The sequence below is a fragment of the Prevotella sp. tc2-28 genome (assembly GCF_900107705.1).
Lineage (GTDB): Bacteria > Bacteroidota > Bacteroidia > Bacteroidales > Bacteroidaceae > Prevotella.
The window spans coordinates 87,124-111,114 of sequence record NZ_FNRE01000010.1; the positions used below are offsets into that span (position 1 = coordinate 87,124).

At 46.6% G+C, this 23,991-nt stretch carries 16 protein-coding genes; 9 read left to right on the forward strand and 7 right to left on the reverse strand.

The genetic code is table 11. From position 1 onward, the window contains the following. The first annotated feature begins 5 nt into the window (after window positions 1-5). The 4 genes from BLU47_RS10015 to BLU47_RS10030 all read left to right on the forward strand — a co-directional run bounded on the left by BLU47_RS10015 (window position 6) and on the right by BLU47_RS10030 (window position 9,482). Window positions 6-2,321 carry a RagB/SusD family nutrient uptake outer membrane protein gene (locus tag BLU47_RS10015; RefSeq protein ID WP_091961967.1) on the forward strand — a complete coding sequence of 772 codons (2,316 nt, stop codon included), beginning with the start codon at window positions 6-8 and terminating at the stop codon, window positions 2,319-2,321. A 165-nt stretch (window positions 2,322-2,486) separates the two neighbouring features. Further along, window positions 2,487-3,926, forward strand: coding sequence for a DUF4992 family lipoprotein (locus BLU47_RS10020; RefSeq protein ID WP_091961970.1), 1,440 nt, complete (start codon window positions 2,487-2,489; stop codon window positions 3,924-3,926). A gap of 31 nt (window positions 3,927-3,957) precedes the next feature. Further along, window positions 3,958-7,236 carry a SusC/RagA family TonB-linked outer membrane protein gene (locus BLU47_RS10025; protein ID WP_091961972.1) on the forward strand — a complete coding sequence of 1,093 codons (3,279 nt, stop codon included), beginning with the start codon at window positions 3,958-3,960 and terminating at the stop codon, window positions 7,234-7,236. Window positions 7,237-7,244: 8 nt separating this feature from the next. Further along, window positions 7,245-9,482, forward strand: coding sequence for a RagB/SusD family nutrient uptake outer membrane protein (locus tag BLU47_RS10030; RefSeq protein ID WP_255402154.1), 2,238 nt, complete (start codon window positions 7,245-7,247; stop codon window positions 9,480-9,482). Between the two features lie 64 nt (window positions 9,483-9,546). Here BLU47_RS10030 and BLU47_RS10035 read toward each other — a convergent pair whose 3' ends face one another. Both BLU47_RS10035 and BLU47_RS10040 read right to left on the reverse strand, forming a co-directional pair. Continuing rightward, window positions 9,547-9,999 (reverse strand): DUF6078 family protein, encoded by a 453-nt coding sequence (locus tag BLU47_RS10035; RefSeq protein WP_091961975.1) that lies wholly within the window; start codon window positions 9,997-9,999, stop codon window positions 9,547-9,549. A gap of 147 nt (window positions 10,000-10,146) precedes the next feature. After that, window positions 10,147-11,355 (reverse strand): VapE domain-containing protein, encoded by a 1,209-nt coding sequence (locus tag BLU47_RS10040; RefSeq protein ID WP_091961978.1) that lies wholly within the window; start codon window positions 11,353-11,355, stop codon window positions 10,147-10,149. A gap of 700 nt (window positions 11,356-12,055) precedes the next feature. On the opposite strand from BLU47_RS10040, the gene BLU47_RS10045 reads away from it, so the two are divergent. Genes BLU47_RS10045 through BLU47_RS10055 form a run of 3 tightly spaced genes read left to right on the forward strand, consistent with a single transcriptional unit; the run spans window position 12,056 to window position 15,815 of the window. Continuing rightward, entirely contained in the window at window positions 12,056-13,750 is a 1,695-nt protein-coding gene (locus BLU47_RS10045; RefSeq protein ID WP_369796976.1) for a DUF4980 domain-containing protein, read from the forward strand. A gap of 4 nt (window positions 13,751-13,754) precedes the next feature. After that, window positions 13,755-14,918: an MFS transporter gene (locus BLU47_RS10050; RefSeq protein ID WP_091961981.1), complete on the forward strand. Its 1,164-nt coding sequence runs from the start codon at window positions 13,755-13,757 to the stop codon at window positions 14,916-14,918. A 12-nt stretch (window positions 14,919-14,930) separates the two neighbouring features. Further along, window positions 14,931-15,815: a carbohydrate kinase family protein gene (locus BLU47_RS10055; protein ID WP_091961984.1), complete on the forward strand. Its 885-nt coding sequence runs from the start codon at window positions 14,931-14,933 to the stop codon at window positions 15,813-15,815. Here the strand turns inward: BLU47_RS10055 and BLU47_RS10060 are convergent. Beyond that, window positions 15,802-16,734: a carbohydrate kinase family protein gene (locus BLU47_RS10060; protein ID WP_091961986.1), complete on the reverse strand. Its 933-nt coding sequence runs from the start codon at window positions 16,732-16,734 to the stop codon at window positions 15,802-15,804. The genes BLU47_RS10055 and BLU47_RS10060 overlap by 14 nt on opposite strands. A gap of 70 nt (window positions 16,735-16,804) precedes the next feature. Here BLU47_RS10060 and BLU47_RS10065 point away from each other — a divergent pair, with 70 nt between their 5' ends. Next, the gene (locus tag BLU47_RS10065) at window positions 16,805-18,022 is read left to right on the forward strand and encodes a M16 family metallopeptidase (RefSeq protein WP_091962135.1); all 1,218 of its coding nucleotides are present in this window, start codon (window positions 16,805-16,807) and stop codon (window positions 18,020-18,022) included. A 10-nt stretch (window positions 18,023-18,032) separates the two neighbouring features. Here BLU47_RS10065 and BLU47_RS10070 read toward each other — a convergent pair whose 3' ends face one another. From BLU47_RS10070 to BLU47_RS10085, 4 genes are read right to left on the reverse strand one after another with little or no spacing between them, the layout of a single operon-like run. Beyond that, window positions 18,033-18,530 (reverse strand): RNA polymerase sigma factor, encoded by a 498-nt coding sequence (locus tag BLU47_RS10070; protein WP_091961989.1) that lies wholly within the window; start codon window positions 18,528-18,530, stop codon window positions 18,033-18,035. After that, entirely contained in the window at window positions 18,523-19,554 is a 1,032-nt protein-coding gene (locus tag BLU47_RS10075; protein ID WP_091961992.1) for a glycoside hydrolase family 43 protein, read from the reverse strand. The genes BLU47_RS10070 and BLU47_RS10075 overlap by 8 nt, the downstream gene beginning before the upstream one ends. Before the next feature lie 8 nt (window positions 19,555-19,562). After that, window positions 19,563-20,669, reverse strand: a complete 1,107-nt coding sequence (locus BLU47_RS10080) for an endo-1,4-beta-xylanase (RefSeq protein WP_091961994.1) — start codon at window positions 20,667-20,669, stop codon at window positions 19,563-19,565. Further along, window positions 20,666-22,090 (reverse strand): MFS transporter, encoded by a 1,425-nt coding sequence (locus BLU47_RS10085; protein ID WP_091961997.1) that lies wholly within the window; start codon window positions 22,088-22,090, stop codon window positions 20,666-20,668. The genes BLU47_RS10080 and BLU47_RS10085 overlap by 4 nt, the downstream gene beginning before the upstream one ends. Window positions 22,091-22,269: 179 nt before the next feature. Between BLU47_RS10085 and BLU47_RS10090 the strand changes: the two genes are divergently transcribed. After that, complete coding sequence (locus BLU47_RS10090; protein ID WP_091962000.1) at window positions 22,270-23,910, forward strand: sialate O-acetylesterase; 1,641 nt, start codon at window positions 22,270-22,272, stop codon at window positions 23,908-23,910. Window positions 23,911-23,991 lie beyond the last annotated feature (81 nt).

Genomic DNA, 23,991 nt, shown 5'->3' on the forward strand with positions numbered 1-23,991 from the left:
AGTCTATGAAAAGAATATTCAATATAGGTGCCCTTCTGCTCGCTGTAGCTGGAGCCACCGTGATGAGTAGCTGTAGTGATGAGTTCATCGAGGACAAGAAGAACTACACGAATACTTCTACTGAGATCTATGACTATTATACTGGCGCTGATGGCCGTGTAAACGAGATTTATCGTATCTCACTGCCTAATATTCAGGCTGGTGGTGGTCAGATCTGGCAATATAACAGTGTAGGCCGAAAGGATAACCATTCTCAGGCTACTGAGGAGTACTATGGATTTAGTACTTTCTTGGATCCGACTGCCGACATGAACACGGTAACTGGTAAGAGCCAGGGACCTGGTTATTTCAACTCGTCATGGGCACGTATTCGTGAGATTAACGAGGTCATCCGTGGTATTACTGGTGGCAAACTCTCACAAGAGGAAAAAGACGTTCTGCTTGGTCAGGTTTATTTCTTCCGTGCGTGGTGTTACTACATGATGTTCCGCTACTATGGTAGTGTGCCCATTGTGACTGAGGTTCAGAATCCTGTTCCTGAAGCAGCCACTCCGCGCTCCAGTGCAGAGGAAGTGTATAATTTCATCATCAAGGAGCTTAACACAGCAGCGGACTTGTTGAGAAAGAAGACAGTTGAAGGCAAGTGGGATTCTGGTAATTGGGGTCGTGTGACAACAGGTACCTGTCTGGCTTTTAAACATCGTGTAATGGTACTTTGGGCAAGTCCTCTCTTCAATCGTGCGAATGATGAGAACCGTTGGAAGGCTGCCTATGAGACTATCAAGGCAGAATTGCCTACAATCACTGCCTGTGGTTACGGATTGGCCTATGAGGACAATCCTGGTAAGAACGGTCAGGGATGGGCCAATATGTTCCTTGATATTGTGGACAACCCAGAGGGAGTATTTGTTTCATGCTATAACACAAAGACTCCAGACTTGACACCAGACTACCAGCGTAACAACACATGGGAGCAGAGCATCCGTCCTGCTAACGCATTAGGAAACAATGGTCAAACCCCATCGGATCTCATTATTGACCTCTTCCCCATGTTGGATGGTAAGCGCCCCAATTCCTATAATAATTATACGGTACTGGAGCCCTCTTCTAAGTACAATTATGATCCAAAGTATCCGTTTATGAACCGTGATCCGCGTTTCTATCGCACCTTCTCATTCCCTGGTGAATACTGGCGCTTTAGTGGTGATCCCAATACAGGCGATAGTTTCAATCCTTATACGGGTGATAAGTACGTGCTTTGGAACTATGTATGGTACAATGATCCAACAAAGTATAACGATCCTACCAGTAGTGACCATTTCGGTGCAGACAATCTGCTTGGTAGTGTTCATGGCATGTATATTCGTAAGTTCTCTGACGATTTCGATGTTCGTGGCGGTATAAAGAATTACAACTTCAATACGGCTGGTAAGAATGTCGGTTTCCGTGAGTGCAAGACCATGACGATGGAAATCCGCTATGCTGAGGTACTGCTCAACTATGCTGAGGCTGCGTGTGGTGCAGGTGACCTTACCACGGCAGTAGAACAGCTGAAGAGAATCCGTAAGCGTGCAGGACTTGGTTCTGGTAATGATGGTATGTATGGTATCGATGCAAAGGCTCTTGCACAGCAAGAAGCTTGTATGGCTCAGATCCTTTATGAACGCCAGATTGAGTTCGCATACGAAGGTAAACGCTTTGAGGATATGCGCCGATGGTTGCTCTTCGATGGTGGTACAGGTTTTGCGGCTATTGGAGCAAAGGCATTGACCGGATGGGGTGGAAATACCTGTAATTGGTTGGGATTCACACCATATGGTGATGCTACCAAGAATGTACGAAACGACCAAATAGAGTTCCGTCTGCGTGACGACTTGAACTATACAGATGGTACGAGTGGACGTACTTGGTCTGGTGTTAAAACGGCATCCCAAGAAGAAAAAGATAAAACCAATCCAGATCCACTGCTGAAGGCTGGTATGGGCGGTTTGACTCGTGCAGAACGTGATGCATATGCTGTCGATATCAACGAGAAGGTTGTTACCACACCATTGGCAACACAGCTGGAGAACCTCAAGACGTTCTACAACACTTATTTAGTGCGCAAGACGCTGAAGGGTGACAGCTATGACTCATCAACTGGTACAGTTCCCGTTTATAACAAGTGGAATGCTCGTTACTACTTCTGGGGATTGACTCAGGGTGAACAGATTAATAACCCGACACTGCCTCAGACTGTAGGTTGGGAAGACTACCATAACGGAGGTGCTAACGGAACCTATGACCCGTTGACAGCCGGAAGTTCAGTAGTACCCAATTGATATTAAGAAAAAGCTTAGAATGAAGCCCTGACTTGAAAAAGTTGGGGCTTTATTTGTTAATATGTTGATTAATATTTGTGAATTTTCAATAATTGTTGTATCTTTGCACAGCATTTATGATACAAACGCTACTAAAACAAATAGTAATTACTAACATTTATACTTATGAAAAAGAATCATTTATTAGCAATGATGAAGTTATGCTTGCTATTCTCAGCAGGTATATTTGTGGTCTCATGCGCTGATACTTATGATGGCAACGATACGTTTGAAAGCAACGTAAAGAATGCCACGTTAGAATCACCAAAAGAGGCGGATATCACTGTTACTGCCAGTACGGATGGTAGCACAATGACTATTGAATGGCCTGTCGTATATGGTGCAGGTGGTTATGAGTTCAAGTTGCTAAATGCGAGTGATGAGGAAACGCCGTTAATCAGCAAGACGATTGATGGCTGTAAGGTAACCGTGAATCGCGAGGAGGATATGAACTACAAGATTCTTATTCGCACGCTAGGAAACGCTTCGCTTAACAATACAGAGGCACCTACAGCCACTACAGTAGCATATTCTACTTTTACGGAGACTTATGCCAAAATTCCCGAAGGTGACCTTTATGAGTATTTCCAAAAAAATCCTATTCCAGATACAGAGACAGAGGAGTTGAATTTTGATTTGACACCTAACGGAGAATACACACTTTCACAGCCTCTCGAGTTTAACTATCACAAGGTAGTACTCCGTACTTCTGACAAGACTCATCATGCAACCATTACACTGGCTGCTGATGCCAACTTCATCGCATCTAATGACTTTACCTTGAAGTATGTCAATATCAATGCCAGTGCTATTACAAAACCTGTTATTGAAGCATATAGTTATGATACAGCTCCGGATGGTATTCTGGAGAAACCCGGTAACTATTACCTGATTGATTTTGTGCGTATCATGGATTGTGCAATTGCTGGTGTCGTTGGTAGCTTGTTCTATGATAACAACAAGGCTTATGGTGTTGTCAACTTCTTAATCAAGAACTCTATTATTCAGTTGACAACAACAACCGATAAGATAAAGAACCAGGCTTGGATTTCATTCCAAGGTGGTGGTGTAAAGGATTTCTCAATGGCCAACTCAACCATCTTCCAGATGGGTGATGGTAATCCTCAGTATTTCCTGCGCTATAATAACTCTATACGCGTTGACCGCTTAGGATGGACTACTAGTGACCACACTACAATTACCTATACCAATAATACCTTCTATAAAGTCGGTTCAGGTAACTGGTCGAACTATTCTGGCATTGCAAACTATTCCGTATACAATGTTCAGAATAATATCTGGTATGCATGTGGTGACGGAGCAATTGCACGTCGTATCATGGGTAATGGTCGATTGGGTACAAATGCTTCTGCAACATGGAATAACAATACCTACTGGAATGCAGATGGACAGATTGATCAGGGTACTTACGATACAGGTACCGTACTTACCACTAATCCTGACTTTGAGAATCCTGCGGAGATAGACTTTACCCCCAGAGGTGCTGAACAGGTTGAGAAGCAAACGGGTGATCCTCGTTGGTTTGCTGCTTCAAATGCAGAATAATCATGATTACGATAACTAAAACAAACAAGATATGAAAAGAAAACTCATCATCAGTTTATGCCTGAGTGCTATGATGGCATTAGTATCTATGCCAGCTATGGCTCAGAATAAGGTGACGGGAAATGTGGTCGACGAGAATGGGGAGCCCGTAATTGGCGCATCCATAACCGTTGTCGGCAAAAAGGGTATGGGTGCCGTGACAGACCTTGATGGTAACTATACGCTGAATGTTCCCGCAGGAACTAAAATAACCGTTAGTTATATTGGTTATCTGCCTCAGACAGTGAAGGCTGGTACTAATGTGAAGTTGGTAGAAGACCGCCAAAGTCTTGAGGAGGTCGTTGTCGTTGGTTATGGCACTCAGAAGATGAAGAATGTGACGGGTGCTATCGAAACAATTACTCCTAAAGACATCGCAGACCTTTCAGTTGGTAGTCTGGGTGATGCCCTGGTAGGACAGTTCAATGGAGTCAGCGTGACTTCAGGAGGAAACCGCCCTGGTGAAACTCCCTCACTGAACATCCGTCAGAGTTCGGTAGCAACCAGTGTAACGCCTGACGCTACTCGTGGTGGTGATGCCAATCCGGCTCCATTGTATGTTATTGATGGATTTATCTCTACTGAGGAAGCATTCAATAATCTGGATGTAAGTGAGGTTGAAAGTATTACCGTGCTGAAGGATGCCTCGGCCGCCGTCTATGGTGCTCGTGCCGCCTATGGTGTTGTATTGGTTAAGACCAAGCAAGGTGATCAAGGTGCGCCTAAGATTTCCTATGCAGGTCAGTTTGGTTGGACAGATGCCCTTTATACTCCCAAGATGCTGAGTTCGTATGATTACATGAAGGTGTATAATACCATGCGTGCTGCTAATACGTCAACTCAGGATAATCTTGAATTGCGTACCCAACTTTTCCAACTGGACGAGATGGAGGCAGTCCGTAATACAAATTACAACTTGCTGGAGGATAACTGGAAGGCTGCGCTCACTCACCGTCACAATGTTAATATCAACGGTGGTACAGACAAGGCTACCTATTTTGGTAGTGTCAGCTATTTCAAGCAAGAAGGTAACTTAGGTCGTCTTTCGTATGATCGCTACAACTTCCGTGCTGGTGTGAACGGCAAGATTGGCAAATATGTGAAGAGTGCCTTACAGGTAAGTGGAGACTGGGGTGAACGCAATAACGCCGTAGCACCAGAGGGTGGTGGAACCGACTATGACTATAAATGGTTGATGACTCATTTGCCATTTGTACCCGATTATATGGATGGCCATCCCATTGTATATTCTGGTATGGAGAATCAGACTCCGACTTCTGCAACACGCCTCTATAACTTTGGTGCCGTTCAGAGTAGCTCTGATAATGTACAGACCAGGTCACACAATTTAGCTGTTAATGGTAGCCTGGAGTTTGATTTTGGTTGGATTAAAGCATTACAAGGACTGACTGCAAAGGTTTCTTATTCGAAAAATATCAGTTCCAGCAAATCAAATACTGCTAGTACGGCCCTGAATGTTTATGGACTTGCAAACCGCACTGGTAGCGGTAGTCACCTGTATGCCCAGGAGAATCCACAGTTCAGTCTCTATCAGTTAGGCGGTGGAAGCGGTGGTTATCTGCGTCGTAACATGTCGGAGACACAGAACTATCAGTTTAACTTGACATTGCAATATGCACGTAAGTTCGGAGACCATGATGTTAGTGGACTGTTCTCGATAGAGAAGAGCGAGGCAGAAACAGAGTATGTGATTGGTACGGTAACGAATCCTATTTCCTATCATGATGGCCAGAGTTTCTCTATAGGTAGTGATGGTGAGAAGAACACCGAGTTTAGTCGTGCAGAGAGTGGTATGCTCTCTTATGTAGGCCGTCTCAACTACGCCTATGCAAGCAAGTATTTGTTTGAGTTCCTGATGCGTACTGATGCCTCTACCAAGTTTGCACCAAAGAATTATTGGGGCTTCTTCCCCTCTGTCAGTGTTGGTTGGGTTGTCAGTGAGGAGAAATGGTTCAAGGAGAATATCAAGTGGATGGATTTCTTGAAGATTCGTGCTTCATGGGGTCTCATGGGACGTGATAACATCAAGGCATGGCTTTGGACTCAGCTTTACAACCGCAACGATGCCAAGGGTGCTGTATTTGGCAACAAGGGAACCAACAATCCTGTCAATGTCGGTGTTGTGATGCCAAAGGCTGGTGTAAATGGTGATGTGCATTGGGACAAGACCTATAAGACTAACATCGGTATTGATGCGCGTTTCTTGAAGAGCCGTCTGTCAGTGAACTTCAACTATTACTTCGATCGTGGACGTGAGTTGTTTGCCACCCGTACCGGTACTGCTGATTTCCCAGCTACTGTAGGTACTCAGGCTACTCCTGAAAACTATGGTGAGATTGATTCATGGGGCTGGGAGTTGACCCTTGGCTGGCGTGATAAGATAGGCAAGGATATTACCTATTGGGCCAAGATTAATACCGGTTACAGCGACAACAAGATACTGGAGAGCAATTTCCAGGCCATTCCTGACCTTGATGGTATTGTACGTGGTGAACGTGCTGATCGTGGTGTCTGGGGTTATAAGTGCATTGGTATGTTCCGTAGCAACCAGGACATTGATGAATACTTCAGCAGATACGGAATCACTGAGTACATGGGTCTGAAGAGAGAAGCCGTATATCCTGGTATGTTGATTTACGAAGATGTACGAGGACAGAACAATGGTGATGGCACGTGGGGAGAGCCTGATGGAAAAGTAGATAAGAACGATATGATTCAAATCAGTGAACGCAGTAGCAATCCTTATGGATTCACCCTGAACTTCGGTGGTTCGTGGAAGAGTCTTTCGCTTTCAGCTCAGTTTGCTGCGGCATGGGGTGCTAAGGCTATTATCCAGACCGACTTCCGCCAGGCTGCCAGTGACTATGAATATGCGAATATGCCGTCATCGTTTGCTGATATGTTTAACTATCAGGACATTTACGATGCAAGCGGTAATATTACGGTTCCTGCCAATCGCAATGCCAGCATGCCTAATATGCGATATTCTTCCGTTAACCAGGTAGCCTCTTCTTTCTGGATGGTTAATGCTGCTAGTGTATCATTGCGTAATGTCACTTTGGCTTGGACGATGCCTAAGCAGTGGATTAGCAAAGTCGGACTGAGTAGTGTTCGTCTGAACCTGACCGTTCAGAATGCCGTTAATTTCTACAACCCATATCCTGACAAGAGTTGGGCTTCATGGGGTGGAACCTATGGTCGCTATCCTAACCTGCGTAAGTTCACTATGGGTGTCAATGTTTCATTCTAATATGCGATATGAATATGAAAAATATATATAGAATAGGTTATGCTGCCATGCTGACCGCTGTAGTCGGAATTACAGCATGTAGCGATAAGTTTCTTGAGGAAAAAAGAAACTATGGAAATTTCAATGCGGCTGATAGCTATGGTTCTGCTGCGGCTGCAACGGAACGTCTGAATAATATCTATTTCTGGCTGCTACCAGTATCTTCTGGTGGTAGTGGAAATGGCACAAATGCCCCCAACGACTGGACTAGTGTTGGAAATGCCGACGATTGGGCAAAGAGCACATTGGAATATGGTGGTATCTCAACGATGTGGGTTAATCCACAAGAGGAGCTTACCTATGATAATGTCTATGACCATTTCTTCGTAGCCAATGACACCTATAGTCCTTGGGGACATATCCGAAATTGTAATGATATCATTGAGGGTGTGCAAAACTCAACGGGTATTGGTGAAGAAGAGAAGAAGCCCTTGTTAGGACAGGCTTATTTCTTCCGTGCTTATATGTACTATAGTCTTGTAAAGTTATATGGTGGTGTTCCCATCATTGACCATGTACAAGATCCTATTGGCAGTCAGGCAAATAGTCTGATTGTGCAACGCCAGACGACAAAAGACTGTATTGACTTTATCTGTTCTGACTTGGACAAGGCAGTGTCAATGCTTCCAACTCAGTGGGCAGATGGTACCGATTTTGGACGCGTAACGTCTGGTTTGGCTCAAGCACTGAAGGGTTATGTGTTGCTGTTCTATGCCAGTCCGTTGTTCAATCGTGAAGATGCTGATGCCCGTTGGCAGGCAGCATACGAAGCAAACAAGAAAGCACTCGAATTGTTGAATGCCGGTGGTGTTAACTTAGCATACGCCACAACGGGAGGTGATCAGAATGCCAAGAATTGGAACCGTATTTGGACAACCTATGATGGTAGCGAAGTTAACGGTAATATTCGTGAGGGCGTGTTTGTAACATTGCATAATACGAACGATAATGTTAGCGGACAGCCTGATTTTGGTAAATGGAATCGCTGGGAGCATGCCATCCGTCCAAGAAATATGAATGGTGGCGGTGGTCTGACACCTACCTCGGAAATGGTCGACCTCTTCCCAATGGCAGATGGTAAGACTCCTTCTGAGAGCAGTATTCACTATGATAAGAAGAAGTTCTGGTTGAATCGTGACCCACGCTTCTATCGTACTTTTGCATTCCCAGGAACAGAATGGCAGTTCGATGAAGGTGCCGTTAATCTGGCTGATGAGGCCTTGTCTAGTATTGTGCCGGCTGACCTCTATTCGACAGGTCGTAAATTCCAGTTATGGAGTTACCAGTGGACAGACAACGCTACTGACCAGACTAGTATCACAACCAGTAGTGGCTATTGGCCTGATATGCTGAGTGCCAGCTCTGACAAGGCAGGAGGTCATTCTGTCTATGTCCGTAAACGTACTTTGGATGCCAATCTGACTCCTTCTACCTTGTATACCTTCCTTGTCAGCAACTCTAATCCAAAGGGATTCATGAAGTGTGCGGCTCCATTGCTGACTGTACGCTATGCTGAGGTGCTGCTGAACTTTGCCGAGGCTGCTGCAGGTGCCAAACATCTTGATGAGGCAGAGTCTGCCTTGCAGAAGATACGTGCTCGTGTTGGCTATACGTCAGCAAATAACTATGGATTGGCTTCAATGGGTACCCGTCAGGAAGCATTGAAGGCCGTATTCTACGAGCGCCAGGTTGAGTTGGCCTATGAAGGAAAGCTTTTTGACACGATGCGTCGTTGGATGCTCTTCGATGGTGGTGTTGGACAGGCTGATATCAAGCCGAGCTGGGCACTGAAAGGTTTCGATGGCAATACTTGCACGTATTTGGGCGTAGCACCGCTTAATGGTAAGAAGCGTCATAGTATCGTACTCTATTGTAAAACGGTTCAGGCCACAGACCCTGCTTTCGCCAACCGTCCCACGGCACTTACTTTGGATGAGGATATGAGTTATTCTGATGGTATCTACGCTGATAGTAAGGTGGCTGCTATGGCTAATTTCTACGATACATATCTGGAGCGTAAGGATGTTAATGCGGATGGTAACGATGATGCTGTCACCATTAAATATTATCCGAAATATTATTTCCTCGGCTTGAAGAGAAATGCCATGCAAAACAATGTAACATTACACCAGACTGTTGGTTGGCATGATCTTGGCCGAAATGCCGATGGTAAGTTTGACCCATTGTCAGATACATTACCAGAGTAAATAATAAATAGAAAATCAATAATGAGGGTATGCCACTGGCATACCCTCATTATTTGGATAGTGACTACCAGTTGTAATCCTCTACATACCCGTCGAATTTCACTTCGTCTGTCCATCCGCTTTTACGAAACAGGTTGCGGATGTCTTCCTGTAGGGCAGGGGGGATGAGGCGCGAGCCGTTGCGGTATTCGAAGTAGTAGGTGCGGTTGGTGAGACCGATTATTCCGTAACGGACTTCACTCTCCACACGCTTGGGCATGTCGCTTGTGAAGGTGTGGGTCATGCCTTTGGCAAAGCGTACCTTCTGGTCGTTGCGACACATGGGACACTCTGCAGTTGCCACACCCTCGAAATGCGGATTGACACATCGGTAGGTACTGGCGGTATTGGGCAGGTGCTGTCCTACGAGCCATCGCAGACAGTGGTCGCGCAATGGGCAGCTCTCAATGTAACATACGGTATAGCCTTCCTGGGCTTGCTTGATTAATAGTTCTTCTTTGATATTCATGTTTTCCATTTTTTTAGTTTCCATTTTTTAGAGAATTTCAAAATCTCCCTCACATCCTAACATTTTCGCTGGGAATGCCCTTGTACAAAGGGCTGAGGCACGTTAGGGAGAGAATGTTTAGGGTAACGTCTCCCTAACGTTTTTGCCTTCTTACCCTCACGCAACATGAAGTGGAACGGCTTTGTAATAGGCTACGTTACTGTGACTCTTGTGCTCGTAGTCGAGACTGACAAGTGCTCGTCCCAGCTCTACTTTCGCCTTTGTAGTAACAGCCACGTTGGGGTATGCATTGCGGATAATCTCCAGCATCTCCGTGGTGCTCATCGACTTCACCTTCTCACCCTCCTTGGGCTTGCGAAAGCAGACTTTCACCATCTCTGCAATGTCCTTCTGTTGCATGTAGGCGAGGTTCAGCTGCTGAATACGAGTAACCTCCTCGTTGTTGAACCAATAGGGAGCATTCAACTCACGGATTTCGTACAACACCTGGGCATACAACTGCTCGTAGTCAATGTCGCTAGTATTGTCTATCAGCTGACCTTTGGGAATGGAAATGCAGATGTAACGACGACTGCCCGTTGCATCCGTCAGAGGATGCGGATTGTTGGTGGTCGACACGAACGAAGCATAGCGGGGACGGTCGTCCTGTGCCTTTCCAAAGATAGGTCGTCCGTTCACCTTGTTTTTAGACAAGGTCTGCTTCAATGCCGCATGCTGACTGGGCCGGATGGCTTCCAGTTCGTCGAGGTTCACCAGCAGGTTGTTCGTCAGCGCCATCTCCTTGTCGAACTTGTTCGACAGATTCAGGTGATCCAGGTAGTACTCACGAAGCTGAGAGGGTAGCAGTCGGCGCAAGAAGGTGGTCTTGCCACAACCTTGAGCACCAATCAGCACAGGAACCACCTCGTTGCCGTGCATGGTGTCCATCTGTAACCAATGAGCCACCGTAGATCGTAGCCAGACGGCTAAGAAGGCGAGCTGTTCCGTGCTGAGGCCGGGCAGACGTGAGAAGAGCTTGGCTACGTGGTTCTGTCCGTCCCATTGGGGCAGGTCGTTCAGGAAAGCCAGGACAGGGTTGAACATGCGCACCTCTTCAGAGTTGACATACATGGTGATGTCAGCCTTGGGGTTGCACTCCTCGTCCAGTCCTTCGCGAAGGGCCCGGATAATGATGCTGTTCAGGGCCTCCTGTGTCAGCGGACGATAGTCAGCAGTCATCTCTGACCTCATTTTGAATTCGACCTTTCCGCTCAGCATGTTGCGTCGCAGACGATAGTTGTCGTTCAGGAATTGCTCAATGATGAGCACACTCTCTTTTTGAACATTTTGGGGCTGTTCAACTACCACTAAGGATTTTGCTTCCATAGCTTACTTTAAGTTTTTAATGGTTTATAAATTTGTTATTGGCTGGTTTTTCATGGTGTTTTTCTTGTGTTTTCCATGATTGCCATTATCCCAATTTGCACTCTTCCGAAATGCCATGCAAAGATACAAAAAAATAATGCGGTTTGCAAATAATTGACCTAAAAAAGCACGTTTTTTCACGGTATTATTGCGCAAATTCTGCTATATAATAAATAAGGTGAGTGAGCGTCCTCAAAAACGGGAGGGAGACGGGAGGAACATTTGTTTTCCCTCCCGTGCCTCAATCCCTTTGTACAAAAGGGTTCCGAGCAAAAACGGGAGGAAGGGAGGGACATTTTGAAAATCCTTGGTTCTGATGCGAATAAGGAACGCTTATTCTCCAATAAGGCACCCTTATTATGAAATACCCCAAGGTTATGATGAAACAACCTTGGGTATTAATGGTAGCCGCGAGTCCGTAAGCCTCGGACTCTCAGTCCGAGCCGAGCGGACTGGCAGTCCGTCGGGACGGACTAATGATCATCAAAGATGTTTCCTTTTAAAAAGTCAAGATCGAGTAACTGGAGCTTTTTTGTTTCAAATAGTACGAAATATGATGCAATGAACGTTTTTTGTTAGTTTTTGCATCATAAGTTATAGGATGAAATGGGTAAAAAGGGTAATTTTGCAGCAAAATCGTTTATAACTAAAAACAAAAAGCATGAAGAAACTGTTAATGACACTGATGGCAATGATGACTTGCTGCTTGCTGGATGCGCAGATAATAGCACCTCGCATCTTGAGTGATAGTCATGTCATGTTGTCGTTGGAGAAGCAGACACGCTATTTGCTGCTGCCCGTAGAGGAGAAGGCTGAGATTGCCCACATCCGAGTATTGAAAGACAACAACGTCTGTCAGACGCTGAACGCCCGACTGGCTGTTGACAAGGTTGACTACTTTGTCCCACTGGAATTGAAGAAGGCTGACCTGTTGGACATTAGTTTCCGTGGCGACCGCCGTACGAAGGGTGCGATGTCCGAGTTGGCTTGCTGGCATGAGATGAAGTATGTTGACGAGTTTGACATGACCAACCGTGAGCACTTCCGTCCCAAGTACCATCACACGCCTAAATATGGTTGGATGAATGATCCTAATGGTATGTTTTATAAAGATGGTGTATGGCATCTGGCTTTCCAGTGGAATCCCTACGGATCACAGTGGGAGAACATGACCTGGGGCGCTTCGACCAGCCGAGACCTGATTCACTGGGATGCTCAGCCAGCGGCTATAGAAGCTGACGGACTGGGTACAATCTTCAGCGGTTCGTGCGTAGTAGATAAGGAGAACACCGCCGGTTTTGGCAAAGGTGCCATCATTGCCTATTATACGTCGGCAGGTGAGGCTCAGACACAGTCGATGGCCTATTCGACAGATGGTGGAAAGACATTTAAGAAATATAGTGGTAACCCCGTGCTGGTATCTTCTGTACCTGATTTCCGCGATCCACACTTATTCTGGCATGCTGAGACTCAGCGCTGGATCATGTTGTTGGCTGTTGGTCAGGAGATGCAGATTTATTCTTCTGCCAATTTGAAGCAGTGGACGATGGAGAGTCGCTTTGGAGCCGAATATGGTAATCATGGTGGCGTCTGGGAGTGTCCTGACTTGTTCCGCCTGCCTGTCCGTGGTACTGGTCAGCAGAAGTGGGTGCTGGTGTGCAACATCAACCCTGGTGGTCCGTTCGGAGGTTCCGCTACCCAGTATTTCGTCGGAAACTTCGATGGTCATAAGTTTACATGCGATTCGCGTCCCGAAGTGACAAAGTGGATGGATTATGGTAAAGACCATTATGCCACCGTAACGTTCGACAATGCTCCGGATAATCGTCGTGTAGCCATTGCGTGGATGTCTAACTGGCAATACGCCAACGAGGTGCCCACCAAGCAGTTCCGTTCTGCCAATGCAATACCACGTGATTTGGATTTGTTTATCGATGGAACCGAGACTTATTGCGGTGTGATGCCCTCTCCTGAGATGCTGACTCTGCGTGGCAAGCCTTCAAAGCAGTTGACAGACGCTTGTGAGGTCGTTGTTACATTGAAAGGCTCTACGGAGATTACGCTCCAGAACGCGAAAGGTGAAAAAGTGGTTATGCGTTATGACGCGCAGAAGCAGACTTTCTCAATGGACCGCACGAAGAGTGGTGACACATCGTTCAGTGAGCATTTCCCCTGCACGACAGTTGCTCCAACGCATGGTCAGATGAAGCAGCTCCGCTTGTTTATAGACCGCAGTTCGCTGGAGGCATTCGACGGTGATGGCAAAATGGCTATGACCAATCTGGTGTTCCCATCAGAACCCTATAACACAATCAATGTGACAAATAAAGCAAAAGTAACTATTTATCCTTTCTAATTATATGGTTAACAATAGCAATAAATCTATCTACTTGATACCGGTGATGCTCTGCTTCTTCTGCATGGGCTTCGTAGACTTGGTAGGTATCGCTTCGAACTATGTGAAGGAAGATCTCGGATTGACTGACTCCGTGGCTAATGTGTTTCCTTCGCTCGTATTCTTCTGGTTCCTTATTTTCAGTGTGCCTACGGGTATGCTGATGAACAAGATAGGACGTAAGAACACCGTTCTGCTGTCGCTTATCGTGACGGTGGTGTCCCTGCTGATTCCGCTGTTCGGCAATTCGTTCGCCATCATGCTGGTTGCCTTCTCGCTGTTAGGCATCGGCAATGCCTTGATGCAGACCAGTATCAATCCGCTGGCCATGTTGATTATCGGCGACAAGAACCTTGCCTCAACGCTTACCTTCGGTCAGTTTGTGAAGGCTATTGCTTCATTCCTCGCTCCTTATTTGGCCATGTGGGGTGCTACTCAGGTGATTCCTTCGTTCGGTTACGACTGGCGTGTACTGTTCATGGTCTACTTCATCGTAGGAGTACTGGCAAGTGCGTTGCTTTGGGCTACTCCGATTCAGGAAGATATACAGGAAGGTAAGTCTTCGTCGTTCATGGACTGCCTGCGACTGCTGGGCAAACCTATTGTGCTGCTGTCGTTCCTAGCTATCATGTGCCATGTGGGTATTGACGTTGGTACCAATACGACGGCTCCCAAGTTGTTGATGGAGCGAGTAGGCATGACGCTCAATGAGGCAGCCTTTGCCACTTCACTGTACTTTATCTTCCGTACCATTGGCGCGCTGACAGGATCGTTCTTCCTTCGTGTCATGAAAACCCGCTGGTTCTTTATTGTCAGCGTGGTACTGATGGCAGCCTCTATGGCTCTCATGTTTGGTGGTGACACGAAGTTCGAGCTCTATTTGGCTATCGCATTGGTGGGTTATGGTAACTCCAACGTATTCTCGATGGCTTTCTCTGAGGCATTACTCTCTGTTCCAGAAAAGCAGAACGAGGTATCCGGTCTTATGATTATGGGCTTGTTCGGTGGAACGGTATTCCCCCTTATCATGGGCTTCTGCAGTGATGCTATGGGACAGGCTGGTGCTGTCGCAGTGATGGCTGTCGGTGTAGTCTATCTGTTTACATTCATTAATAAGATTAAGCATTAAAACCATAAAACTATGAAAGATTTAATTATCGGATTGGGCGAGGCATTGTGGGATATGCTGCCCGAAGGAAAAAAACTTGGTGGTGCTCCTGCTAACTTTGCCTATCATGCAGGCCAATTTGGACTCAACACGATGGCTATCAGTGCATTAGGAGAGGATAATCTGGCAGAGGAGACCATTGCGGCATTGGAGCATAATGGACTAAAATACTTGATGCCCCGTGTGCCCTATGCAACCGGTACGGTACAGGTGACTTTGTCAGGAAATGGCATTCCGTCATACGAGATTAAAGAGAATGTGGCTTGGGACAACATCCCCTTCAATGCAGAGGTGGAAGAGGTCGCTAAGAATTGTCGTGCCGTCTGCTTCGGTTCGTTGGCACAGCGCAATGTGGTAAGTCGCGAGACCATTCAGAAATTCCTCGATGCTACACCCAAGGACTGCCTGAAGATATGTGATATCAACCTGCGCCAGCAGTTCTTCTCAAAGGAGATACTGGAGGGGTCTTTCAAACGTTGTGACATTCTGAAGATTAATGACGAGGAATTGGTTGTTGTCAGTCATATGTTTGGCTATCAGGATTTGGATGATCGTAAAGTCTGTGAGCAGATGGTGAAGGATTACGACCTGAAGATGCTTGTCTTGACTTGTGGCACAAATGGAAGCCATGTGTTTACTGCCGATGGTAAGCACTCGTTCCAGGACACGCCAAAAGTTAAGGTTGCCGATACCGTTGGTGCAGGCGATTCGTTTACTGGTTCATTCTGTGCTGCCATCTTGAACGGGAAGCCCGTCGAGGAGGCTCACCGTATAGCTGTCGAGGTGTCAGCCTATGTCTGCACTCAGAACGGAGCTATGCCGAAATATCCGGCAGAACTAGTTGCTAAAGTGAAGTAATCTTTGCTCCGAACTCTGGCGAGATATAGTTGTATAGGCTTCGGCAAGCCTCTGTGGAGAAGTCGATGCCACACTGTATGATTTTGTCCCATTGCTGTTCCGACAACCCTTGTTCGATATGACTACGGGTAATGCCGTTGCTAATCAGTCCGTAAAGGAAGCCGGCATTGAAGTTGTCGCCAGCCCCAATGGTGCTCACCGCCTCAATAGGAGGAACAGGATATTGTTTGCACAGTCCACCGTCTGCACGCAGTTCGATGGGCTGTGCAGCTTGTGTGTAGATGAATTTCTTGGTGTAGAACGAGATTTGTGAGCGATAGACAACATCTGGGTCGTTCTTCTTGAAAAGTATCTCAAAATCCTCTGCTGAACCACGCACGATATCAGCCATTTCGAAGTTCTCTAGCAGGTTGGCAGTCAGTTTAATGACCTCATGTTGATGCGAGGCTCGGAAGTTGACATCATAGTATAGAATGGCTCCGTGCTGGTGGGCATATTCCAGAAAGGCCTTGACTTGTGGGCGTATAACAGGGTTCAGCGCATAATATGAACCGAATAGTACCAAGTCGTCAGTTTGGATGTCTGGGTAGTTGAAATCCAGACGGTCATGTGGATGATCTTTGTAAAAGATATAATCGGCATCGTTTTTCTCGTTGAGGAACGCAAGCGATAAGGGTGACTTGGAATCTGGATATACATTGACACAGTCTGCATTACACCCGTTGTCACGCAGAAAGCGGATGATGTTCTGTCCGATGTGGTCATTGCCTGTTTCACCGATAAAACAAGTGTTAATGCCTGCCCTTGACAAGGAAATGATAGCATTGAACGTGCTACCTCCTGGTACTGCGTGAATGGGCTGCTCGTTGCGGAAGATAATGTCAAGTACGGTTTCGCCTATTCCAATAACTTTTCTCATAGTATGCTATTTTTTGCTGACAAAGGTACACATTATTTTCAAAAAAGCACTATCTTTGCACACAATTATGATGAAATACAATACAATAACCCTCAACAACGGTCTTCGTGTCATCCATCTGCCATCCACATCGCCAGTGGTCTATTGTGGTATTGGTATCAATGCAGGTTCGCGACAGGAAGCACCTGGTGAGGAGGGAGTTGCCCATTTCTGTGAACATGTAAGTTTCAAAGGCACAAAAAAGCGCACAGCTCTTCAAATATTGAACGGACTGGAACGCGTTGGAGGTGACTTGAATGCTTTTACCAACAAGGAGGATACTTTTTTCTATGCAGCAATCCTAAAAGAGCATCTGTCCAAGGCTGTCGACTTATTGACTGATATTGTTTTCAATAGTCAGTATCCTGAACAAGAGATTCGGCATGAGTTGGATGTTATTTGCGATGAAATTGAGAGTTATAACGACTCTCCGGCTGAGCTTATCTACGATGAATTCGAGAATATGCTTTTCAAAGGCCATCCTTTAGGACATAATATATTAGGTACGCGCGAGCGAGTGCAAAGTTTTACCTCAGCTCATGCCCATCACTTTACAGCTTCTCATTACCGTCCTTCAAATGCAATCTTCTTTGCCTATGGTGACATTGATTTTGGCAGACTCGTGAAAAGCATTGAGGCGAGAACAGATCACGCTGAGATAAAAGACATCCCTAAAGCTGCTATGGATTCTTCTTTGCTCGGTCATTCTTCATCTCTTGCCTCAGAACCACACCATCAGGCTCATGTCATGATGGGTGGTTGCACCTTTGGTTATGATGATCAGCGTCGGCTCCCGCTCTATCTGCTGAACAACATGTTAGGTGGACCAGGGATGAATGCCCGTTTAAACCTATCGCTTCGTGAACGTCACGGATTGGTTTACACGGTGGAAAGTACGATGGCAAGCTACAGTGATACCGGAAGCTGGTCTGTCTATTTCGGTTGCGACCATCATGATGTGAAACGCTGTAAGCGCTTAGTTAACAATGAGCTTGATCGGATGATGCAACACCCTTTAAGCGAACGCCAGTTGACGGCAGCAAAGCGTCAGTTGAAAGGTCAGATAGCAATTGCTTGCGACAACCGTGAACAGTTTGCCCTGGATATTGCCAAGAACTACCTGCATTATGGTCAAGTGCGGGATATTGAAGACCTCTTACAACGGATTGATGCCATTTCACCGGCACAAATACAAGATGTGGCTCAGTACGTTTTTGCACCAGACCACTTGCAGACTTTAATCCTTTAGAACTACTTATTCAGATGCAGGCGCTCAGTTGCCTACGTACGGTTTTGCGAGCCAGTCCTAATCGATTCTCAACTTGTTTGTAAGGAAGTTCCAGTTGCTGGGCTATCTCACTTACCTTCATTCCATCGTAGATATGGAGGCGATATACCGTGCGGCATTCTGTCGACAAACGTGCCAATGAGTGCTCCATGCGTTCTGCAATCTGTTTGGCAGAAAATACCGATTCCATCGATTCCTCTGTTGTGTCGGAACGGCGAATATAGTGTTCGTATTCTTCATAGACACGACGTTTGCGATAGTAGTCTGCTACCGCATGACGAGCCATCGTGTAAATCAGGTTAGGCAAGGTTTGGGGAGTAATGAGACAACGACTGTCGAGTAGTCGCAGGAACAGGTCTTGAACCATGTCCTGCGCTAACTCGGCATCCGTTGTCCTAATCGCGATGAAACCGATGATTTCTTCGCGATGCTGAGTATAATAGTTGGATAATAGTGATTGCTTATTCATTGACCACCTTTTGAATCGTCCCATCCGTATTGTAGAACAACTGCTGCACTTTCAGTGAGCGCAGGTGGGTGATGTCATTGCTGGGCACGCAGTCGTGATAACAGAGATACCACTGGCCTTTGAACTCAACGATAGAGTGATGGGTAGTCCAGCCTACTACGGGGTCGAGAATGACACCTTGGTAGGTGAATGGTCCATAGGGGTTGTCACCGATGGCGTAGCATAGGTAATGGCTGTCGCCCGTAGAGTATGAGAAGTAATATTTCCCGTTATATTTGTGCATCCACGATGCCTCGAAGAAGCGGTGCGGGTCATCTGCTCTCATGGGTTTACCATCCTGACCGAGGATGACTACTGAGCGTGGAGCTTCTGCAAACTGAAGTACATCATCGCTCATACGTACTACGCAGCTGTTCAGGGCAGGAGCACCTGGTTTCGCAAACAGTTCACCTTGATGGTCGGGAGCTGCGCCTAAGTCAATGAGTCCGTTCTCGTCACCATATTTTCCACGGATAGTGTTATATCCCTCGGTAAGTGGTTGTCTCCACTGCAGCTGTCCACCCCAGAGTCCACCGAAGTAGGTGTATATCTGTCCATCGTCATCCTTGAATACACATGGGTCAATGGAGAACGATCCTCGGATGGGCTGTGCCTGTGGTACAAAGGGTCCCTCTGGTTTGTCACTGACGGCTACACCCAGTCGGAACACCCCGTCGTAGGCCTTTGCAGAGAAGATGAGGTAGTATTTGCCGTCCTTCTCGATACAATCGTTGTCCCACATCTGTTTTTCCGCCCAGGGCACATCCTTTACATCAAGAATTACACCATGGTCGGTAACATGTCCGTTCTCTATGTCGTCCCACGACAATACGTGGTAGTCTTTCATCTGGAAGTGTCCGCCATCATCGTCGAAACATTCACCGGCATCCCAGTCGTGTGAGGGATAGATGTACAAGCGTCCGTTGAAGACGTTAGCCGAGGGGTCGGCCATATAGTCATTAGGGAAAAGATAACGTGGTTTCATATATATGCTTATTTAAATATGTTGATGATTTCGTTGACAACAGGCTTTGCCTGATAGTTGCGATCGAAGAGCAATGGATAGTTTGTGCGACCTTTGATAGGCCATCCATTGAGCCATGAGTTCTCGTCGCTGACACCCCACAAGGTGATTCTTCCAATCTGGTTGCGATGCTTATAATAGAGCTTGAACAGGTTTGTCCATCGCTTGTCCAGTTCCTGTTGCTTGGCTTTGGGAAGTCCGTTGGCATAGGGGTTGTACTTCTGTTGGAACTCAAAGTTCTGTTCTACGGCAGCTCCCCCGAACCCTTCAGGGTTAGGCAATACGTTGATATCCAGTTCTGTAATCAGCACTTTCACACCACAAGCGGCAAAGGCCTCAATACTCTTTTCATATTCCTTTAGGTCGGGGTAGTCCAATCCGTTGTGGCTCTGCATGCCCACACCGTCGATGCGCAATCCCTTTTCCTTCAGGTGTCTGATAAGTCGGCAGACGGCATCGCGCTTGCTAGGCTTTGCCATTGAATAGTCGTTGTAGTAAAGCTCAGCATCAGGGTCTGCCTCGTGAGCAGTACGGAAAGCTATCTCAATGAATTCCTCGCCCAACAGATTATAATAAGGTGACTTACGGAATGACCCGTCATCCTCGATGGCTTCGTTGACGACATCCCATCCGATGACCTGGCCCTTGAAATGGCCAACCACTGTCTTGATATGTTTGATGAGGCGCTCCTTCAGCACCTCTTTTGAGACAGGAGCAGCAGTGTATCCGTTAGTGAACCACCAATCGGGAGCCTGTGAATGCCAGACCAGACAGTGGCCTGTGGCTTTCAGTCCCAGTTGTTGGCAATAACTGATGAACTTGTCGGCTGTGCGGAAGTCGAAAATACCTTCTGCAGGCGCCAATACCTCTGGTTTCATGCAGTTTTCAGCTACAGCACAATTGAAGTGGCGCTTTAAGACGGCATCTGCTTCGGGCACCTGTCCGTCGCTCTGCCATTGGTTAACTGCCGCACCGATGAGGCAGTACTTACCTACAGCTTCTCTCAAGCTCTGAGCAAGCACTGACTCAGATGCAAAAACTACTAATAATATAACTACTAACCTTAATGTTTTCATGCTCGATGATTTCTTTTTTCAATCTCTATATTGATTTTGTCAATCACGTCGTCGGTCAGTTCATACTTGGAGATGATGAACATTGCTAAACCCAGCAATAGGGCTGGGATGACGCATACAAGCCATAGAATTCCCTGTTCAGCAAACGGTGTCTGTATTGTCTCCTTGGCGTTGAAACCTACATAGGCCAGCACCAGTCCGGGAACTACTCCACCTAGTGCCATGCCAGCTTTGAAGAAGATACCTGTCAAGGCATTCACGATACCAGAGATTCGCTTGCCTGTGGTGAACTCACCATACGAGATTACCTCAGGCACTAGTGCCCACATGTATCCAGTAGCCACAATGACACCTGTTGATTTGATGAACTGTGCAACATAAACAATCCACATCTGCGATTTCAACGAAGGAATGACGCTGACTGCATAGAGGATGGCCATACCTACGATGGCAATAGTCAGGAAGATATTGAACATGCCACGCTTGCCCACCTTTTTCTTTATGGCAGGTACCATCGGCATGAAGATGAAGGCTGGTACGGAACCGAGTCCCATGAATATTGCCAACTGGTCACTGGTGGCCTGGAGGTTACATGTCATATAATACGAGCCAGCGGCATTGCCTACTGACATCATGGCAAATGCCGTGATAAAGAAGAAGGCCAAGATGCGTAAGGGGCGATTGTGTACGAACTCTGTCCAGAGGTCTGACACCTTCACGTCCTCCATATCCTTGGCATCCATCACCACACGCTCCTTGGTCTGTGTGAAACAGAAGATGAGCAGTGCTAAGCCCACCAATGCATAGATACCCATTGTGAGGAACCACGCCTCGCCTGCCTCAGGCTTGTCGATGATAGCATTGCCTACGGCATCTTTTGGGGCAAACAATGCTACGACGAGGGGGATGCCTGATGCCACGCAGAGTCCACCCACGTTGGCCAGGAACATGCGCACAGAAGTCAGTGTGGTTATCTCGTCAGTGTCACGCGTCAGCGACGAGTTCAATGCGCCATAAGGTACATTAATTAAGGTGTATAGCATCGACATACCTACATACGTCACGTAAGCATAGACGAGGGAGGGCGCGAATCCGTTCCAGAAACAGAGAATAGCGAATCCTGTCAGTGGAATACCACCCAGTACCAAATAGGAACGATACTTGCCTAGTCGGGGGTTATGTTTGTCAACGTAAGTGCCTACCAAAGGGTCCCATAGTACGTCGACAAGACGGACTACCAAGAACATGGTGGCGGCATCAGCAGGATCTAGACCATAGACGTTGGTGTAGAAGAACAACAAATACATGCTGATGGTTTGGTAGATTAGGTTCTGCGCCAAGTCACCAGAGCCAAATCCAATACGCTGTACCCAGGATAATTTGTAGAAGCCTTTTGAGGCTTGAGTTTCGTTAGTTGCCATTTGTCATAGGTTTTAATATTTCTGCTGCAAAATTAATATATTATGGTGAAACGGACATTTTTTCATGTTACAAATATCCTCTTTATTTGTTTCATGCAGAAAGAAAAACCTTATTTTTGTTACTTGTTTGCCATATTTTCTTTACTTTTGCACCAAAACCATTAGCTAAGGAACAAGACATGAAACGTAATTTACTCATTTTCATTTCGCTCTTTGTAAGTTTGATGGCTGTCGAAGCCAAAGTAGTTCTCCCCCAACTGTTTCAGTCAGGAATGGTGCTTCAGCGCGACAAACCTATTCCTCTATGGGGTAAGGCAGACCCTCAGGAGAAAGTTGTCGTCCGATGGCAAAAGCGTGCCTATTCCGTGGTGGCAGATGCCAGTGGCCGTTGGCGTGTTGACCTGCCCAAGACGAAAGCAGGCGGTCCTTACACACTGCAAGTGGGCGATGAGCTATTGACTGACGTACTGGTAGGTGATGTCTGGCTATGTTCTGGTCAATCGAATGTCGACGTAACCATTGAACGTGTATACCCTCGTTATACCGATGAAATCGACCATTTTGGCAACGATAAGGTTCGCTTGTTTCGTGTGCAGAATGAGATGAGCACGCATGGTGTGAAGGATGATATCCGTCCCACATCTATTAACTGGAAGCCCCTTAACAAGCAGAACGCCTGGCTCTTCTCTGCCCTTGGATCTTTCCTAGGCAAGCTGAAACAGGAGAAGAGTGGTGTACCTCAAGGTATCATCGTCAATAGTTGGGGTGGTACTCCTATCGAGGCTTGGATTAGCAAGGACTCGCTTCTTCGCGATTATCCCATGCAGGTAGCTAAGACAGAACTCTACGACAATCCCGATTTCATTGCAGCCCAACAAAAAGCCAATCAACAAGCAAGCAATCGCTGGAGTGCTCTGCTTGACGAGCAAGATCCAGGACTGCAACAACATTTCACCTCTTTAGAATATGATGATTCTTCTTGGGAAACCGTTGATCAGTACTCGATGGAATGGGCAAAAAGTAACAGGCGTGGTATCGTTGGCAGCATCTGGCTTCGTCAGCATGTCCATATCGATAAGGCTCATGCAGGAAAACCTGCCCGCCTGTTGTTAGGTACACTTTTCGACCATGATATAACCTACCTCAACGGTCAGAAGATAGGTGAAACCCATTACCAGTATCCCCCTCGTCGTTATGACATTCCTGAGGGTCTTCTCCGCGAGGGCGACAACGTCATCACCGTCCGTTTTATTAATAAATATGGTATAGTGCACTTTATCAAGGACAAACCCTATATGCTCTGCTTTGGTAACGACCGTCTCAGTCAAAACCCTATGCCGAAGGATGTCATACCCCTCAGTCAGCAGTGGAAACATCATGCAGGAGCCGTAATGCCCAGTTGTCCCAGTGGGGATGTGAATCTGCAGAACATGGCTACTACCCTCTATAATGCCGTAGTCTATCCCTTGGCTCCCTATGCCATCAGTGGAGTAGTATGGTATCAGGGCGAGTCGAATAGTGGCAATCCTGAACCCTATGCCGACCTGCTGGGTAAGTTGATGGGATGTTGGCGCTCGTTGTGGAATGAGCCTACACTCCCGTTCTGTATCGTTCAGCTGGCCAACTATATGACGCCAGAAGACCAGCCAGCCTATAAGAACTGGACCCGTCTGCGTGAGCAACAACGCCTGGCAGCCGATAGGGATCCTTATGCTGTAGCTGTTGACATCTTTGACCTGGGCGAATATAATGATATTCATCCTCTTCGCAAAAAGGAAGTGGCAGAGCGTGTGTCTCGTTGTCTTGATGGTATAAAATAGCGGTGTAAGGCTGTTCTCGCCAGGAAATGCAAAAGAAAAAGCGATTTTTCTTTTGCATTTCACTTGCTTATTTGTACCTTT

What these genes read in the sequence shown, in the direction of transcription:
- BLU47_RS10065 (WP_091962135.1), top strand. Translation starts at nt 16,805, where the DNA reads ATGAAATACAATACAATAACCCTCAACAACGGTCTTCGTGTCATCCAT.
- BLU47_RS10030 (WP_255402154.1), top strand. Translation starts at nt 7,245, where the DNA reads ATGAATATGAAAAATATATATAGAATAGGTTATGCTGCCATGCTGACC.
- BLU47_RS10035 (WP_091961975.1), bottom strand. Translation starts at nt 9,999, where the DNA reads ATGGAAAACATGAATATCAAAGAAGAACTATTAATCAAGCAAGCCCAG.
- BLU47_RS10040 (WP_091961978.1), bottom strand. Translation starts at nt 11,355, where the DNA reads ATGGAAGCAAAATCCTTAGTGGTAGTTGAACAGCCCCAAAATGTTCAA.
- BLU47_RS10080 (WP_091961994.1), bottom strand. Translation starts at nt 20,669, where the DNA reads ATGAAAACATTAAGGTTAGTAGTTATATTATTAGTAGTTTTTGCATCT.
- BLU47_RS10075 (WP_091961992.1), bottom strand. Translation starts at nt 19,554, where the DNA reads ATGAAACCACGTTATCTTTTCCCTAATGACTATATGGCCGACCCCTCG.
- BLU47_RS10090 (WP_091962000.1), top strand. Translation starts at nt 22,270, where the DNA reads ATGAAACGTAATTTACTCATTTTCATTTCGCTCTTTGTAAGTTTGATG.
- BLU47_RS10050 (WP_091961981.1), top strand. Translation starts at nt 13,755, where the DNA reads ATGGTTAACAATAGCAATAAATCTATCTACTTGATACCGGTGATGCTC.
- BLU47_RS10055 (WP_091961984.1), top strand. Translation starts at nt 14,931, where the DNA reads ATGAAAGATTTAATTATCGGATTGGGCGAGGCATTGTGGGATATGCTG.
- BLU47_RS10045 (WP_369796976.1), top strand. Translation starts at nt 12,056, where the DNA reads ATGAAGAAACTGTTAATGACACTGATGGCAATGATGACTTGCTGCTTG.
- BLU47_RS10070 (WP_091961989.1), bottom strand. Translation starts at nt 18,530, where the DNA reads ATGAATAAGCAATCACTATTATCCAACTATTATACTCAGCATCGCGAA.
- BLU47_RS10085 (WP_091961997.1), bottom strand. Translation starts at nt 22,090, where the DNA reads ATGGCAACTAACGAAACTCAAGCCTCAAAAGGCTTCTACAAATTATCC.
- BLU47_RS10060 (WP_091961986.1), bottom strand. Translation starts at nt 16,734, where the DNA reads ATGAGAAAAGTTATTGGAATAGGCGAAACCGTACTTGACATTATCTTC.
- BLU47_RS10015 (WP_091961967.1), top strand. Translation starts at nt 6, where the DNA reads ATGAAAAGAATATTCAATATAGGTGCCCTTCTGCTCGCTGTAGCTGGA.
- BLU47_RS10025 (WP_091961972.1), top strand. Translation starts at nt 3,958, where the DNA reads ATGAAAAGAAAACTCATCATCAGTTTATGCCTGAGTGCTATGATGGCA.
- BLU47_RS10020 (WP_091961970.1), top strand. Translation starts at nt 2,487, where the DNA reads ATGAAAAAGAATCATTTATTAGCAATGATGAAGTTATGCTTGCTATTC.